Raw genomic sequence first — 15,662 nt, 5'->3', positions numbered from 1 at the left:
ATAAAAGTTTAGCTAGATTGGCTGGTAGCTTGCAAAAATTGCCACAGAAAGAATCGCCATCGTACCTAACAGTAACTCAACCCAACTGTTAATGATTAGGTAATTGACTCGCCCTTTTTGCTTAATAATAGGTACGATGTAATAACGATTGATAATAGCTAATAAAAGCATTCCTCCCACTAAAATGATCTTAAACCAAAGTAGTGATTGGTATTCTGACCCTGAATAGTTTAATGGCCAGCCAGGTAAGAGCGTTATGGCACTAATGACCCCAGTAATGATCACCAGTGCAACAGCGATATGGCCGAAACGCGAAAAACGCATCATGGTATTCACAATTTGTTTGTCCATCCCTTCTGCCAATTCTTTTTTATTGCGTAAAAATTGGATGCAAATTAAAAATGGCCACAAACCGCCAAACCAATAGGCGGAGCTAATGAGATGAATAAATTGATTAATACGATGGAACGTTCCGAGTAGGCCATCATGCATAGCTGCGTGCCCAATAAAAGCATGCAAACCAAGTAGGATTACTGAAAAAACTAATATTAGTTTCGATCGTAATTGAATTGATTTTATAAATAAAACCAATAGCAATAATACAGATGACAAAAGTTCCCAACGCCATATTTGGCCGAATGACGTCCCTAAAACCCCTTGCCATATCTGCCAATCAATACTATCTTCCCAGCCATCACCCATCAGACCTGCTTGCGCAATCATCCAGCTAAAAGTTGTTAGCACAGTAACGATGGCACAAAAGAAAATGCCTTTATTTAAATAGCGGCTTAGTAAATAATTAAATGAGCCACGACTAAGTACCACTGCAAATATTGACATTCCACACATCAATATTGCAGCGATAAAATGAATAAAGCGAATAAGGGTATAAAAAGCTTCTAGTGACATATTATTTCACTGTAAAGCTATACGTTCCTTTTGTTTTGTGCCCGTCGACAGAAACGACGCTCCAATTAACATCATACTTCCCAGCAATGAGCTTGTCTTCCACAGGAACGATCACTTTTGTGTCGTTACTTGGGTCTAACGTTGCTTTACCAGTTTTCACTATTTTATTTTCAGGCCCGATAATACTGACCTTAGTGAAATTAACTTCAATACCTTCAGAAAAGCTTAATGAGATAGACTCTGGCGCTTGCTCCACTGCCGTACCTTCAGCAGGAAGCTGGTCTTTTAAATGAGCATGGGCAAATGCTTGTTGGAAAGACATTCCTAAAAATAGAACAGCGACAGCACTAAGTTTGCGCCATGAAGATTTAATAGGGTTAATTGGCATAGTAACCTCTTAATTTGCAGGTGAATTTAGAATAATTGCCAATCATTATACGGAAAACAAACCATTTTACCGCTTAAAAATGGGTTTTATTGGCCTGTCCTGTGAGTTTTCACACAAAATGAAAAGAAAAAGACTTATGAACATTGAATTACAGAATTCATGCCCATAAGTCTAGAGAGATCTTTATGCATCAAGTAGAGATAAAAACTCGATTTCTATCTACCTATTGGTGGATAAATCAGATATGTGTTGCTGCTGACAAGTTTTTCAAATCTTTATCTAACAAGAATAGTGCTTTACCAGACTCACCCACCATATCCAGTTTATCCAGTACTGATTTAAATAATTTCTCTTCTTCATGTTGCTCTGCAACATACCATTGTAAGAAATTAAATGTAGAATAATCTTGTGTTGTCATTGCTAAATGAGCCAATTTATTAATTTCACGAGTAATTAATTGCTCATGTTCATAAGTTTGGGTGAATACATCACTAATTGATTTGAAATCAACGGGCGGCGCAGCAATTTGCCCTAACAGTGGCAACGCCCCTGTGTCACTAAGATAATCAAATAAACGCTGCATATGTTCCATTTCTTCTTGTGAGTGTGCTTTTAAGAACGCTGCAGCGCCTTCATAGCCTTTATCACTACACCAAGCACTCATTTGCAAATAGAGATTTGCAGAATAAAACTCAAGATTTAATTGCTCGTTTAATTTTTTGACCATATCTGTAGTTAACATATTTAAGCCTTATCGGTTAATCATTCATGCGTATATTATGCACAGTATTAAAATAATTAAAACCCTAAAACAATCTTAAAACAAAAAAACCCAATTTACTGATAATTAATAACTTTTGTTAAAAACAATAATAATCAATCTCATTATCTTTCCCTGTTTTTCTATTAATAGCTAAATATATAAATAGATAAATTTAACTCTTATTTTTATTATTATAATTAATGTAATGAGATTTTTTCTCATTATCCAGTTACAATAATAAGGTATTAATTTAACCGTAGAGATCAAATATGAGTCACAACCTTGCTTTATTGCCTAAAGATGAAATGGATAAGGTCAATGTCGACCTTTTGGCTTCCGGTGTTGCATTTAAAGAGCGCTATAACATTGCCATCATTGCTGAAGCTGTTGAGCGAGAACAACCTGAACACTTAAGGGAATACTTCAGAGAGCGATTAGTATACTACCGTCAGCTGTCACAAAATTTTGCTCGTATGCCTTATGAACCACGTAATCGCTAGGCTCACGGATACACAGAAAAACTGATACAAAAAAGGGATAGCCTTTATGGTTACCCCTTGATATTCAATAAAAATTTTATTTTGTTGTATTATATGTCACGGTATTATTTTGGCAGTCTACCGCGACTGAATAATGCAAATCAGATTTTGCACCTCGAACAACCAGCGGCACGGTGTAACCTGTTTCAGTTTTAGTGACTTCACTATCATTGACCCAAGCAACCGCTTTTTTGCCTAAAGCCGCTTTTTCATCTGCCCAGCGAGGCAAACGATTATGCATAAAGTCACTTTTCACCTGTGCTGCAATTTGTGGCTCAGTTAACGTACCACAGCTGACGAAAGGCGCAGCTTTACCTTCTTCATTATTTGTGCTTAACGCAAAAGAGCTAAAAACCAGAGCACAAGCACCTAAAATTACAGCAATTTTTCGATTCGCTTCCATACCATCCTCCGATACCCATTACTAGGTAAAGATTTTTGATTAGTTTAGCGGCTTATTTCAGCCTATCAGATACCAGTTATCTTCTGGTTATTATCTAGTCTTCATTGATAAATAGAATGACTTAACTAATATTAATCTATCAGATTTATGTATGAATGTTAATAGTATGTTTATAAATTATTAATTTTCATCATCGAAACGGACGTGGATCTGCTCTTTACCTTGGTGCTTTTTTCTAATTTCATGAGCGACTATTGCAATCGCCTCACCACTACTCATACCTTCCGCCATCAATTGATGAATTTTTTCAACAGCTTCTTGCTGTTCTTCGTGATTAAGTGCTGGCATACCAGAAAACATGGTTTAAACCTCATGAATAAAAGACTAAAATCAATGATTAAGATTTTAACATCTCTTCGCCTATTAAGATAAGAATATATGTTAATCTGTATTGATTCACTTGCGGAAATTTAGACTCATCATTATGGTTATCAAAAAAATCCAATTACCTTATAGCCCTAACGCAGCCATTGATTATTTTACCCCACTAGCACACCAGCCATGGGCGATGTTACTGCATTCAGGTAATGCAAAACACTCACATAATCGCTTTGATATTATCGTTGCTGACCCGATTGCCACACTGACGACTTATCAGCTTAAAACAACGATTACAGAGCAAAATCATGCTGCTCTCGTTTCTGAGTCAGACCCTTTTGAACTCCTTCAAGGATTGCTTGATAAATACCAACCGAAACGCCAGGAAGATAGTGAGTGCCCTTTCAACGGGGGGGCCCTTGGCCTTTGGAGTTACGATTTAGGGCGACGCATTGAAAAATTACCTGAAATTTCGACCACAGAGCTACAATTCCCAGACATGGCAGTTGGCATCTACTTGTGGGCTCTCATTGTTGATCATCATGATAAAACCACTACATTAATTAGTTATGATGATGTTGATGCTCGGTTAGCTTGGCTAAACAACCAAAAAAGGCCACGTAAAAACAAATTCCAATTAACCTCTGCATGGCAATCCAATATGTCAGAAGAGGTATATCATCATAATATTGCGCGCATCCATGAATATTTACGTAATGGTGATTGCTACCAAATCAATTTAGCGCAAAGATTTAAAGCCAAGTATAAAGGAGATGAATGGAATGCATTTTTAGCACTACTTGATCGCAATGGTGCTCCCTTCTCTTCTTTTATACGTCTTCCCGAAAATACGGTTATCAGTATTTCACCTGAACGTTTTATCTTTTTGCAAGATGGAGATATTCAAACCCGTCCAATAAAAGGAACGCTTCCGCGCTTAGACAATGAACAAGATGACCTTGCTCAAGCAGCAAAATTGTCTAATTCAGTAAAAGATCGCGCAGAAAACTTAATGATTGTCGACTTGCTGCGTAATGATATTGGCCGCGTCGCCAGACCGGGTACTGTCAGTGTTCCTGAGTTATTTGCTGTTGAAGCTTTCCCGGCAGTACATCATCTGGTTAGTACCGTCACGGCAAAGTTAGATAGCCAATACCGTGCAACTAATTTATTACGAGCGTGTTTTCCTGGCGGGTCAATAACCGGTGCACCGAAAGTGCGTGCAATGGAGATAATTGAAGAATTAGAACCCCATCGCCGACATGGCTATTGTGGAGCAATAGGCTATATTAGTTTCAATGGCAATATGGATAGCAATATTACTATTCGTACTTTATTGACATATAAAAAACAGGTTTATTGTTGGGCTGGTGGTGGTATTGTTGCAGATAGCCAAGCAGACAAAGAGTATCAAGAAACCTTTGATAAATTAAGCCTGATCTTACCTTTATTAGGAGCGCTCAATAACGATGACTGAACTGAATAACTTTATCAATCGTTTTCAGTTTACTTTACCGGCTACCCGCCAATTTGAAGCTAAGGCGGGTAAATCGGCGGCTGTTCTTTTACCCATTATCAATAAACCAAACCCAACGTTACTTCTCACACAAAGGTCTCCTTTTTTACGCTCCCATGCTGGCCAAGTCGCCTTTCCAGGAGGGGCTAGTGACCCAGAGGATGGAACGCTTGTGAATACCGCTTTACGTGAAGCTTATGAAGAAGTGGCTATCCCTCCGGAAAAAGTCACCGTACTGGGTCAGTTAAGCCCTTTACAAAGTTATGGTGGTTATGAAGTTACGCCAATTGTTGGGCTAGTACCACATAATATTCAATATCAGGCTAACCCCAGTGAAGTTGCTGACATCTTTGAAGTTCCATTGTTTGATGCGCTTTCACTCCAACATCATAAGTATGTCGATATTAAGCGTTCAGGGCGGCATAACCGCATCTTTTTTTATTGGTATAAAGGCCATTTAGTTTGGGGATTAACCGCTTCGATTATTCACCAACTTGCCTTGCAGTTAGATTAACGGCTAACACAACTTTTCACCATATAATGCCACTATTGCAGTAAAATCTATTTAAGATGACAAGATATCGCGTCATATATGACAAAATATACCTCTACCACATGTTGCTTTTTTAGCCATATCACAGACATTTTGTGCTATTTACAATCAATTACCCTTCAGCAACTACCTTATTTCAAAAAATACTTTAAACTTACTGGTTAACACTACTAAATAACAGTAAAGTAGCGCCTTTTAAAATAATGCACTACATTTTCATCTTTTTTTTAAGGAGTCCTGCGTGATAAGCGTTTTCGACATGTTTAAAGTGGGCATAGGCCCTTCAAGCTCTCATACCGTTGGTCCAATGAAAGCTGGGAAAGAATTTGTCGATGATTTAGTAAGCAAAAATTTATTACCTAACGTCACTCGTATTTCAGTGGATGTTTATGGGTCATTATCGCTTACTGGAAAAGGGCACCATACTGATATCGCCATTATTATGGGGCTAGCAGGTAATTTGCCTGCCACTGTTGACATTGAATCCATCCCAACTTTTATCAAGAATGTAGAAGAAACAGAAAAGTTATCATTAGCAAATGGCCTTCAGGTCGTTGACTTCCCTAATGAGGGTGGCATGAATTTTCGTCAAGATAACCTGCCATTACATGAAAATGGCATGACTATTCATGCTTTTGCCGATAATGATGAAATTTACACCAAAACCTATTATTCCATTGGTGGTGGTTTCATTGTCGATGCAGAGCATTTTGGCGAATCAACGCTTGATAGCAAACCCGTCTCTTATCCATTTAATTCCGCGGAAGAGCTACTATTAAATTGCAAAAAATCCGGTCTTTCTATTTCTAGCTTAATGATGAAAAACGAGTTAGATCTTCATACCAAAGAAGAAATTGAAGCCTATTTTGCTGATGTATGGCATACCATGCAAGCCTGTATCGAGCGTGGTTTAAGCACCGAAGGCGTTTTACCGGGCCCATTACGTGTACCTCGTCGTGCACCGGCACTTAACCGAATGGTGACCTCATCAAGTAAGCTATCTAATGACCCAATGAATGTCGTTGACCTGATCAATATGTATGCCTTAGCCGTAAATGAGGAAAATGCTGCGGGCGGCCGTGTTGTGACAGCCCCGACTAATGGTGCATGTGGCATCGTACCTGCCGTATTAGCTTACTATAACCATTGTATAGAACCTGTAACGCCTGAGTTATATATGCGCTATTTCTTAGCTTCAGGCGCTATTGGTATTTTATACAAAATGAATGCGTCCATTTCAGGTGCTGAAGTTGGCTGCCAAGGTGAAGTCGGTGTGGCATGTTCGATGGCCGCGGCTGGCCTGGCCGAATTATTCGGTGGTAGCCCTGAGCAAGTGTGTATTGCTGCTGAAATCGGTATGGAGCACAATTTAGGTTTAACTTGTGACCCTGTTGCTGGCCAAGTTCAAGTTCCTTGCATTGAACGAAATGCCATCGCATCTGTTAAAGCGGTGAATGCCACACGTATGGCTCTACGTAGAACAAGCGAACCACGAGTTTCACTTGATAAAGTCATTGAAACTATGTACGAAACAGGGAAAGACATGAATGCAAAATATCGTGAGACATCCCGAGGCGGGTTAGCCATCAAAGTACAATGTGACTAATTTTATTAGCATTTAATCCTTAAGCACCCTTTTCTATTCTGTTATCACTTTAAACAGGATTTTTAGGGTGCTTTTTTAGCATGTATTAAAAAGTTTTTTCTATTTTTGCTATGCTTCTCTTCCCATATAGTCCAATTCAACTAATCAATTACCCACAGTTTTTTCATTGAATTAATTCAATTTTCTTATGCTCAGCAAACTACATCAAAACAAAATTTATACTATTTTGTGCTAAAGACTGTTTTGACATGACTGAAAGATAACTGTTCCCCATTGAAATTTGGTTGTTTTTTACTCTAAAAATCAATATCACACTATTTTTTTGGCTATTTTTGTTACCGATAACAAAATAATAAGCCAATAAAAAATAAATATTTAGTTTATTGATTTTTTTAAATAAAAATAAACAGCAACTAACTGCGATTTAATATCATTTTTTAGGTGTATTCTTATTTTTCTGACGCGAAACAAGTTTTTAGGATAATACGAGATGATATGCTAATAATGTAATTGATACTAACAACACCATGAGTTAGCTCATGAATATTATGAGACGTTTGTAATTATTCAGCTAAAATTATCTTACAGGGGAAACTGATAAAAAGGAGTCTAACTTAAGTGTCCATTTTATCAACAGATGATATTTTGTTTTATCTATCTATGAGGGAAAAATAGTGAGTATAGCTATTATGATTGGTACACACGGAGTCGCCGCAGAGCAGCTTCTTCGAACCACCGAGATGTTAATAGGCGAGCAAGAGAACGTTTCGTTTATTGACTTTATCCCTGGGGAAAACGCAGACACCCTATTTGATAAGTACACCCAAAAGCTAACTGATTTAGATACATCAAAGGGTGTCTTATTCCTTGTTGATACATGGGGAGGTAGTCCATTTAACGCCGCTAGTCGCATTGTTAATGAAAATAGTAATTATGACATTATTACAGGCGTGAATGTTCCAATGTTAGTTGAAACCTTTATGTGCCGTGATGATGACCCATCTATGAGTGAACTAATCACTGTCGCACTTGAAACAGGACGCGGGGGTGTTCGTTCATTTAAATTCAAAGAAGCTGAAGCAGAAGCCGCTCCTGTAGCACCCACTCCCCCTGCCCCAGCACCAGTGAAAGCTGGCCCCGGTGAACATATGGTGATCGCACTTGCTCGTGTTGATGACAGATTAATTCACGGACAAGTCGCAACACGCTGGACGAAAGAAACTCAAGTTAAGCGCATTATTGTGGTCAGCGATGACGTGGCTAAAGACCACGTTCGGTCAACATTACTAAAACAAGTCGCACCGCCAGGTGTCACCGCACATGTTGTCGATGTTGCTAAATGTATTCGCGTTTATAACAACCCGAAATATGCCGGTGAGCGTGTTATGTTGCTTTTCACTAACCCAACTGATGTTAAACGTATCGTCGAAGAAGGCGTTGATGTGAAATCTGTGAATATTGGAGGCATGGCATACCATGACGGAAAAACCATGGTCACAAATGCCGTCTCTATCAATCAAGAAGACATTAATGCATTTAACTATTTGAACGACAAAAATATTGAACTTGAAGTCAGGAAAGTTTCATCAGATAGCAAAGTTTACATGATGGACTTGATTAATAAGCTCAAAAAATAATTTCTATCGCAATTTTTATATTGATTTTAATCCATTACTCAAAACAGATTTTAAAACTTTTGGTTACAGGAGATTAAACAATGGAACTTACCGTTGTTCAAATAGTAATGGTCTTTATCGTCGCGTGTATCGCGGGGATGGGATCAATCCTTGATGAATTCCAATTTCACCGTCCCCTCATTGCTTGTACACTTATAGGTATCGTTCTGGGAGACATGAAAACGGGTATCATCATTGGTGGTACATTAGAAATGATCGCACTTGGATGGATGAATATCGGTGCTGCTGTTGCACCTGATGCCGCTTTAGCCTCTATTATTTCAACTATCCTCGTCATTGCTGGTGGTCAAAGTATTGGTGCAGGTATTGCCATTGCTATCCCACTCGCAGCTGCAGGTCAAGTATTAACCATTATCGTTCGTACAGTGACAGTTGCATTCCAACATGCTGCCGATAAAGCCGCCCTCAATGGCAATTTAACGGCTATTGGCTTTATTCATATATCTGCATTACTACTGCAAGCGATGCGTATCGCAATACCCGCGTTGATTGTTGCCATTTCGGTTGGTACATCCGAAGTACAACAAATGTTGGACTCTATCCCACAAGTTGTCACTGACGGCCTTAATATTGCGGGTGGTATGATTGTCGTTGTCGGTTATGCGATGGTTATCAATATGATGCGCGCAGGCTACTTAATGCCATTCTTCTACTTAGGTTTTGTTACCGCGGCATTTACTGATTTCAACCTAGTTGCACTTGGGGTAATCGGTACTGTGATGGCTATCTTATATATCCAACTCAGTCCAAAATACAATAAATCGCAAACTGTTGTTACCCAAGGAAATAGTAGCAATAACAACCTTGATAATGAGCTAGACTAGGAGGAACGTATAATGGTAGATATCACAAAACCGACAGCTAAAAAGCTTACACAAAGCGATATTCGCGGCGTATTCTTACGGTCTAACCTATTGCAAGGTTCTTGGAACTTTGAACGTATGCAAGCCCTAGGCTTCTGCTATTCAATGGTTCCGGTTATTCGTCGTCTTTATCCAGAAAATAATGATGACAGAAAACAAGCAATTAAACGCCATCTTGAATTCTTCAATACCCATCCATATGTTGCAGCGCCTGTTCTGGGTGTCACAATGGCAATGGAAGAGCAACGTGCCAATGGTGCAGACATTGATGACGGTGCAATAAATGGTATCAAAGTCGGTCTAATGGGGCCATTAGCCGGTGTTGGAGACCCAATTTTCTGGGGAACAGTTCGCCCTGTATTTGCGGCTCTCGGTGCAGGTATCGCAATGACGGGTAGCTTACTTGGCCCTCTACTGTTCTTTGTTTTGTTTAACCTTGTACGTTTATTAACCCTTTACTATGGTGTTTCATATGGCTACAAAAAAGGGATTGATATTGTTCAAGACATTGGTGGCGGTTTCCTACAAAAGCTCACCGAAGGAGCATCCATTCTCGGTTTGTTTGTCATGGGCGCATTGGTAAACAAATGGACACATGTCAATATTCCACTTGAAGTTTCACGGATCAAAAACCCAACAACGGGCACTGAAGACATTACCACTGTCCAAATGATCCTTGATCAACTCATGCCAGGCTTAGTCCCGCTATTGCTAACCTTCGCCTGCATGTGGTTGTTGCGTCGTAAAGTTAACGCATTGTGGATTATTATCGGCTTCTTTGGCTTGGGTATCCTTGGTGCTTGGCTGAACTTCCTAGCGCCATAATTTTCCACCATTATTTGAATTGGGAGGTTGCAGCCTCCCTTTTTTAATTTTAAGCTCTGCATTATGTTTACTTATCCAAGGGCTCACAAATGACCTTCAATGATGCCATTCTTGCTATAATCATTTTGATCATGCTTGTTTATGCGATTTATGATGAATTCATTCAGCATTTGTTAAAGGGTAAAACCTTATTAAAAATTAATCTAAAAAGAAAACATCGAGCAGATGCGATTATTTTTATTGTTCTAATTTGTATCGTTATTTATACAAATATTGTACGCCATGGTAATTTATTAACCACTTACTTATTATTGATTACTATTTTCATGTCAATTTATTTGGCGTTTATAAGAACACCTAAGCTATTCTTTAAACAAACTGGTTTTTATTTTGCCAATGCCTTTATATTATATGACAGAATAAAAACAATGAATTTATCCGAAGACGGTGTATTAATAATAGGCTTAGAAAAAAAGAAAATTAACATACAAGTTTCACATCTTGATGATTTACAAAGAATTTATGAATTCCTTATTAATCATAAGTAAATAGATTTTATATTATCACTAAAAACAAGGTTAATTATTAATTTAATTAGCCTTGTTTTTATCAATAACCTTATTGATAATAATTCTCACTACCGTTTAATATCCACAATTAATTAAGTGTTGCCTTTAATATAATTTATGGTATCTTTCTTTCCACGTCATTGGGGAGTAGCCTGTTCTGGTTTTATATATAATACCAGAAAGTCCGTATCAACATACTCGTTTGGTTTCAAACGTGGTGCGGACACCAAAATTCGGTTGGCAAGACCATAGACACATAAATAAGCCTTTTGGTTGGGGGTAATTTATGTGTATATGGAATCACCCAACCGAGGTTCTGTTATGAGTTTCTATGCTACCCTTATCTTAGCCCTTGCCCTATCAATGGACGCCTTCGCTGTTGCTATTTGTAAAGGTGCAGTGCTTCATAAACCCCGCTTTAGAGAAATTCTCCGTACTGGTTTTATTTTTGGTTTTATTGAAGCCATCACCCCTATTATTGGTTGGGGCATCGGTATTTTAGCCAGCCAATATGTTATTCGCTGGGATCATTGGATTGCATTTGGTTTATTATTTGTTTTAGGTGCTAGGATGATCTGGCAGAGCATTAAAACAAAAGATGAAGAATGCTGCTCTAAACCTTCTAGTCATAGCTCAACAAGCCTGATTTTTTCTGCAATAGCCACCAGCCTTGATGCAATGGCCATCGGCTTAGGCTTAGCATTCTTACAAGTGGATATCGTTCATACTGCAATGACTATCGGCTTAATGACAATGATCATGGCCACTATCGGTATGATGATTGGCCGTTATGTAGGCCCATTACTCGGAAAAAAAGCAGAAATTATCGGTGGATTGGTACTAATAGGTATTGGTTTTAATATCTTATTTGAGCACCTTGAACTATTTATGTATGCCCATTAGTTTTTGTGCCCCCTATATGGGGGCAATAGCTCTGCTCTACTCTGCATTAGATTGATAAACGCGAATTAAAAAATCAGCTGTATACTCTTTCACCTCAGCTTTGTGTAAATCACCTTTAACCTGTTCTGATGCACGCCAAGCAAATGGTGTCATCATCAATAATTCATAAGCTTCTTGCCCAGTCAGCACCATCCTATAATTTAGTTGGCAACTATCTATTAACGAAAAATTTGGCAGATCTTCATCTTTCGCTGGGTGAAACTTAACCTCATCGTAGATTAACGCTTTTAATTCTTGCAGATGTTCCGCCGCAGGCGTAACGGTTATTAACATACCTTTAGAAACCAATACACGACTTAACTCTTGTGCCTTGCAGGGTGCGTAAATTCGTATAATTCCACCCAAGCTGTTATCTGAAAATGGTAAGCGGTGACTTGTACCAACGCAAAAACGAACTGATTTATAGCGTTTCGCCGCATAACGAATCGCTGCCTTCGAAACATCTAGACCTAAAACTGTATATTTTTCAAAATGTTTTGCAAGTTCTCGTGAAAAATAGTCTGTGTAATACCCTTCTCCGCACCCAATATCCAACAGGTTAGTACAAGATGATGGAATAAACTGAATGAGTTTTTCTGCTACCTTTTCACGCATAGGGTGGTAATGCCCAGCATCAAGAAATTGCCTACGCGCTTGCATCATTTCAGCATTATCACCGGGGTCTTTAGAACGTTTATGTTGTACAGGTAACAAGTTAACATAACCTTCTTTTGCACAATCGAACTGATGGTTTTCTGTGCAACGATAACTGTTATTGGCAAGATTTAGTGGTGTAAAACAGAGAGGACATTGATAATTCATAGCAGTCACTGATTTAAAAATAAAGGTGAGTATACCATATTCAAATTAGTTTTCTTTCTGTTATATATCTTGCTTTTTAACTGTATTTTTTGTTCTATGAAAGTAATCAAAAAACATTAGCGGGTGTCTCACGATGAAAATTAGGTTAGCAACCCCCGATGAAGCCGAACTTCTTTGGTCTATACGTAACCAAGCCATTCGCCATGGCTGTACGACCAGTTTTGATGCAAAAACCATCGCCGCATGGACGCCGGATGAAATGCCACCAAGCTATACATACATGGTAAAAAACAATCCATTCTTTGTTGTGACAAATGAAAATAATAACCCCGTTGCAACTGGCTTCCTTAATTTAGATACAAACAGTGTTGATGCAATATTTACTTTACCGCAATACACAGGTTGTGGAGCCGCAGGGTTAATATTAGATGCCATTAAAATGGAAGCAAAAAAAAGAAATATCAAAAAACTAATATTAGATTCATCACCTAATGCGGAACGATTTTACCAAAAACATGGGTTTACCTCGATTAAGCATGGCAGTTACTATTCTTCACTCGCACAAACCCACTTAAATTGCATTCAAATGGAAATTGAATTATAAATTACAATTTACCTATAAGTTGAAAGCCACTAAATTGTTTGTGGCTTTATAAACTATGTATATTACGATTTAAAAATCAGCAAATTCAGGGATAGGTTTACGTCCATGGGACTCTAAAAAGTCCAATACACGACGTGGAGAAACATTTAAAATTTGTGATTGTGGAAAATCAATTGATTCCAACATTTCAACTACGCGATCAAAACGGCCGAGATACCCTGCAAAATGTGAGTCTGAACCTAATGCAACCCACCCGCCAGTTTCTTTAACTGCCTTAGCGATTTCTAAGCAATTCTGTTGACTACCCGCTCTTGAATGTAGGAATGAAGAGTTATTCATTTCCAAAGCAACATTACACTCTTTCGCAGCTTGTGCCACAGCCTTGATATCAATTGGGTATTTGGGATTCCCTGGATGAGTGATGATTTGCACCTTGCCACTGCGAATGGTGGCAATCATTGCTTCCGTGTTATCCGCTAAGCTTTGAGGTTCAAGAACTGGCTCATGGAAACCCGCTAATATAATATCTAAATGACGAGCGATCTTTTCATTGCAGTCTGTCTCACCCAACTTGTTCTTTATATTCGCTTCAATACCGTACAATAAACCAACCCCATCAACAATTCTCGGCAAGATAGGCATATTACCAAAATGCCACTCATGTGGAGCATCTTGCATTTCAGGCCCGTGGTCAGTAATCGCAAATAGTTTGACACCACGACTTGCGGCCTCAGCGAAATATTCATTAACTGTACTGTAAGCATGGGTGCTGGCAATAGTATGCGCATGTAAATCAACTTGATACATAAATGATTTCCTTCTAATTTTTCTACTTGCCTTCCGAACCTACCTGCTCAGGAAAGATTCAACCAAGCTAACATATCAATTTAAAAGTTTCGATAGTCATTCACCTAAACAGCATTTTATCAACATATTGCAGTATATTTGATAATATCCTAAGAGACTTTCAGGATAAAAAAACCCGCGATTATTGCGGGTTAAAATAAACAGAATTAAAAATTAACTTAATCAACTAAGATTCGTTTATTGGTCGCTCCCCACAAAATTGACATTTCAGTAAATAACGCACCGCTGATGTCTTCAACCTCTTCGGCTGTAATTTCAGCATTACCTTGTTTGCCAAAAAATACAACCTCATCTCCTGGGCTAACATTTTTTAAATCAGTAACATCAACCATGACCGTATTCATTGATGTTTTTCCTAAAACAGGCACTGTCTGGCCATTAATTAATGCGTGCCCCGCATTGCTAAATACACGGCGATAGCCATCTGCATAACCTACAGGGATATTGGCTAATACAGAATCACGCTTCAAGGTATAGGTTCTGTCATAACCCACTGTATTACCTTTCGGATAATGATTGACAGAGGCAATGTTCGATTTCAGCGTCATCACGCGTTTATAGTCATTTGTCGCGACAGTATCGCCGTAGAAAATGCCACCCACACGTACCATATCCAACCATGATTCTGGTACCGTAATGGTTGCATAAGTATTCGCGACATGTAATGTAATGTCTTCACGCTTTAACCCTGTCATATTCAATACTTGTTGAGATTCTTTCTTGAATTTTTTGAGGTCATTACGGATCTGTGCTTCATCCTCTTCTGGGTAATGAGACATAATGCCGACGATTTTTAACTGAGGTAATTGCGAAATCAGCTTAGCATCATTAAGACCAGCAAGTGTACTCACCTCTAAGCCGTTGCGCGACATCCCGGCTGAGTTCAGCGCCAGATGAATAGGAATCACTTTATTTTGCTTTTTCGCAATCGCATTCAAACGCTGCGCCATTTCTAAATTACCGATTAATTCTTCCGTTTCATATTGTGTGGCCTGAGCCATTTCTTGCTCTGTCGCACTTCTCACTCGCATTAAGCGGCCTTTAAAACCTAAATCTCTCACGGTCTTAAGCTCTTGATTATTTGTTACCCCAATACATTGCACATTATTTTCAATCATTATTGGCGTAACTAAAGAAAGATCATGCCCATACGCATCTCCTTTCAAAACGGCACACAGCGAAGATTTATCACCTAGTAGGTTTTGTACTTTCTTAATATTAAAATCTAATGCGCTGCGAGATATTTCAATCCATGCGTTATTAACCACCACCGGTTGGTTTTGTGTCGCATATGTTTCTACTGGTGTTGTGATATTATTAGGCTGCTGACAAGCTGTTGCAGCAACCAGTAAAGGGAGTAATGCCAGATACTTCAAACGAAAAGCCACGTGTTGTTCCTTATCTCTAGTGATTTTTAC

18 protein-coding genes and 1 riboswitch are annotated in these 15,662 nt (G+C 38.6%); of the genes, 10 read left to right on the top strand and 8 right to left on the bottom strand.

From position 1 onward, the window contains the following. Window positions 1–12: 12 nt before the first annotated feature. The 3 genes from copD to ftnA form a co-directional block, all read right to left on the bottom strand. Window positions 13–909 carry a copper homeostasis membrane protein CopD gene (gene copD / locus PSF28_RS11580; RefSeq protein WP_210838346.1) on the bottom strand — a complete coding sequence of 299 codons (897 nt, stop codon included), beginning with the start codon at window positions 907–909 and terminating at the stop codon, window positions 13–15. A 1-nt stretch (window position 910) separates the two neighbouring features. After that, window positions 911–1,297: a copper homeostasis periplasmic binding protein CopC gene (gene copC / locus PSF28_RS11575; protein WP_210838348.1), complete on the bottom strand. Its 387-nt coding sequence runs from the start codon at window positions 1,295–1,297 to the stop codon at window positions 911–913. Between the two features lie 238 nt (window positions 1,298–1,535). Next, window positions 1,536–2,039, bottom strand: coding sequence for a non-heme ferritin (ftnA, locus tag PSF28_RS11570; protein ID WP_210838350.1), 504 nt, complete (start codon window positions 2,037–2,039; stop codon window positions 1,536–1,538). Window positions 2,040–2,329: 290 nt separating this feature from the next. On the opposite strand from ftnA, the gene PSF28_RS11565 reads away from it, so the two are divergent. Further along, window positions 2,330–2,560 (top strand): DNA polymerase III subunit theta, encoded by a 231-nt coding sequence (locus PSF28_RS11565; protein WP_004253885.1) that lies wholly within the window; start codon window positions 2,330–2,332, stop codon window positions 2,558–2,560. Between the two features lie 76 nt (window positions 2,561–2,636). On the opposite strand, the gene yebF is transcribed toward PSF28_RS11565, so the two are convergent. Then, window positions 2,637–3,002 (bottom strand): protein YebF, encoded by a 366-nt coding sequence (yebF, locus tag PSF28_RS11560; protein WP_272685084.1) that lies wholly within the window; start codon window positions 3,000–3,002, stop codon window positions 2,637–2,639. 180 nt (window positions 3,003–3,182) lie between these two features. After that, window positions 3,183–3,362 (bottom strand): YoaH family protein, encoded by a 180-nt coding sequence (locus PSF28_RS11555; RefSeq protein ID WP_210840168.1) that lies wholly within the window; start codon window positions 3,360–3,362, stop codon window positions 3,183–3,185. A 124-nt stretch (window positions 3,363–3,486) separates the two neighbouring features. On the opposite strand from PSF28_RS11555, the gene pabB reads away from it, so the two are divergent. The 8 genes from pabB to mntP all read left to right on the top strand — a co-directional run bounded on the left by pabB (window position 3,487) and on the right by mntP (window position 11,912). After that, window positions 3,487–4,857, top strand: coding sequence for an aminodeoxychorismate synthase component 1 (gene pabB / locus PSF28_RS11550; RefSeq protein ID WP_210840167.1), 1,371 nt, complete (start codon window positions 3,487–3,489; stop codon window positions 4,855–4,857). Beyond that, the gene (locus tag PSF28_RS11545; RefSeq protein ID WP_210840166.1) at window positions 4,850–5,410 is read left to right on the top strand and encodes a CoA pyrophosphatase; all 561 of its coding nucleotides are present in this window, start codon (window positions 4,850–4,852) and stop codon (window positions 5,408–5,410) included. The genes pabB and PSF28_RS11545 overlap by 8 nt, the downstream gene beginning before the upstream one ends. 280 nt (window positions 5,411–5,690) lie before the next feature. Continuing rightward, the gene (locus PSF28_RS11540) at window positions 5,691–7,055 is read left to right on the top strand and encodes an L-serine ammonia-lyase (protein WP_210840165.1); all 1,365 of its coding nucleotides are present in this window, start codon (window positions 5,691–5,693) and stop codon (window positions 7,053–7,055) included. Between the two features lie 674 nt (window positions 7,056–7,729). Further along, window positions 7,730–8,692, top strand: coding sequence for a PTS mannose transporter subunit IIAB (gene manX / locus PSF28_RS11535; RefSeq protein ID WP_272685083.1), 963 nt, complete (start codon window positions 7,730–7,732; stop codon window positions 8,690–8,692). Between the two features lie 80 nt (window positions 8,693–8,772). Then, entirely contained in the window at window positions 8,773–9,576 is an 804-nt protein-coding gene (locus PSF28_RS11530; protein ID WP_004253851.1) for a PTS mannose/fructose/sorbose transporter subunit IIC, read from the top strand. A gap of 12 nt (window positions 9,577–9,588) precedes the next feature. After that, window positions 9,589–10,440, top strand: a complete 852-nt coding sequence (locus PSF28_RS11525; protein ID WP_102138691.1) for a PTS mannose transporter subunit IID — start codon at window positions 9,589–9,591, stop codon at window positions 10,438–10,440. Window positions 10,441–10,529: 89 nt separating this feature from the next. Beyond that, window positions 10,530–10,988 (top strand): DUF986 family protein, encoded by a 459-nt coding sequence (locus PSF28_RS11520; protein ID WP_004911283.1) that lies wholly within the window; start codon window positions 10,530–10,532, stop codon window positions 10,986–10,988. Between the two features lie 151 nt (window positions 10,989–11,139). After that, window positions 11,140–11,284: riboswitch (yybP-ykoY riboswitch) on the top strand. A gap of 46 nt (window positions 11,285–11,330) precedes the next feature. Further along, complete coding sequence (gene mntP, locus PSF28_RS11515; protein WP_004911288.1) at window positions 11,331–11,912, top strand: manganese efflux pump MntP; 582 nt, start codon at window positions 11,331–11,333, stop codon at window positions 11,910–11,912. Between the two features lie 36 nt (window positions 11,913–11,948). Here mntP and rlmA read toward each other — a convergent pair whose 3' ends face one another. Next, window positions 11,949–12,773 carry a 23S rRNA (guanine(745)-N(1))-methyltransferase gene (gene rlmA / locus PSF28_RS11510; protein ID WP_272685082.1) on the bottom strand — a complete coding sequence of 275 codons (825 nt, stop codon included), beginning with the start codon at window positions 12,771–12,773 and terminating at the stop codon, window positions 11,949–11,951. A gap of 133 nt (window positions 12,774–12,906) precedes the next feature. Between rlmA and PSF28_RS11505 the strand changes: the two genes are divergently transcribed. Beyond that, a complete protein-coding gene (locus PSF28_RS11505) occupies window positions 12,907–13,377 on the top strand; it encodes a GNAT family N-acetyltransferase (RefSeq protein ID WP_210838464.1) in 471 nt (156 codons plus the stop codon). Between the two features lie 69 nt (window positions 13,378–13,446). Here the strand turns inward: PSF28_RS11505 and PSF28_RS11500 are convergent, their stop codons facing one another. Together PSF28_RS11500 and alr are read right to left on the bottom strand one after the other, a co-directional pair. Beyond that, window positions 13,447–14,184 carry a phosphatase gene (locus PSF28_RS11500; protein WP_210838466.1) on the bottom strand — a complete coding sequence of 246 codons (738 nt, stop codon included), beginning with the start codon at window positions 14,182–14,184 and terminating at the stop codon, window positions 13,447–13,449. 218 nt (window positions 14,185–14,402) lie between these two features. Beyond that, window positions 14,403–15,632 (bottom strand): alanine racemase, encoded by a 1,230-nt coding sequence (gene alr / locus PSF28_RS11495; RefSeq protein WP_272685081.1) that lies wholly within the window; start codon window positions 15,630–15,632, stop codon window positions 14,403–14,405. Window positions 15,633–15,662 lie beyond the last annotated feature (30 nt).

The sequence above is a fragment of the Providencia sp. PROV130 genome (assembly GCF_028482225.1).
Lineage (GTDB): Bacteria > Pseudomonadota > Gammaproteobacteria > Enterobacterales > Enterobacteriaceae > Providencia > Providencia rettgeri.
This window is presented reverse-complemented; position numbering and strand designations above follow the sequence as displayed.

Excerpts from the sequence above, each read along its gene's own strand:
- PSF28_RS11520 (WP_004911283.1), top strand. The coding sequence starts at position 10,530 with ATGACCTTCAATGATGCCATTCTTGCTATAATCATTTTGATCATGCTT.
- pabB (WP_210840167.1), top strand. The coding sequence starts at position 3,487 with ATGGTTATCAAAAAAATCCAATTACCTTATAGCCCTAACGCAGCCATT.
- yebF (WP_272685084.1), bottom strand. The coding sequence starts at position 3,002 with ATGGAAGCGAATCGAAAAATTGCTGTAATTTTAGGTGCTTGTGCTCTG.
- PSF28_RS11565 (WP_004253885.1), top strand. The coding sequence starts at position 2,330 with ATGAGTCACAACCTTGCTTTATTGCCTAAAGATGAAATGGATAAGGTC.
- PSF28_RS11555 (WP_210840168.1), bottom strand. The coding sequence starts at position 3,362 with ATGTTTTCTGGTATGCCAGCACTTAATCACGAAGAACAGCAAGAAGCT.
- PSF28_RS11545 (WP_210840166.1), top strand. The coding sequence starts at position 4,850 with ATGACTGAACTGAATAACTTTATCAATCGTTTTCAGTTTACTTTACCG.
- mntP (WP_004911288.1), top strand. The coding sequence starts at position 11,331 with ATGAGTTTCTATGCTACCCTTATCTTAGCCCTTGCCCTATCAATGGAC.
- copC (WP_210838348.1), bottom strand. The coding sequence starts at position 1,297 with ATGCCAATTAACCCTATTAAATCTTCATGGCGCAAACTTAGTGCTGTC.
- PSF28_RS11525 (WP_102138691.1), top strand. The coding sequence starts at position 9,589 with ATGGTAGATATCACAAAACCGACAGCTAAAAAGCTTACACAAAGCGAT.
- PSF28_RS11500 (WP_210838466.1), bottom strand. The coding sequence starts at position 14,184 with ATGTATCAAGTTGATTTACATGCGCATACTATTGCCAGCACCCATGCT.
- rlmA (WP_272685082.1), bottom strand. The coding sequence starts at position 12,773 with ATGAATTATCAATGTCCTCTCTGTTTTACACCACTAAATCTTGCCAAT.
- copD (WP_210838346.1), bottom strand. The coding sequence starts at position 909 with ATGTCACTAGAAGCTTTTTATACCCTTATTCGCTTTATTCATTTTATC.
- PSF28_RS11505 (WP_210838464.1), top strand. The coding sequence starts at position 12,907 with ATGAAAATTAGGTTAGCAACCCCCGATGAAGCCGAACTTCTTTGGTCT.
- PSF28_RS11530 (WP_004253851.1), top strand. The coding sequence starts at position 8,773 with ATGGAACTTACCGTTGTTCAAATAGTAATGGTCTTTATCGTCGCGTGT.
- ftnA (WP_210838350.1), bottom strand. The coding sequence starts at position 2,039 with ATGTTAACTACAGATATGGTCAAAAAATTAAACGAGCAATTAAATCTT.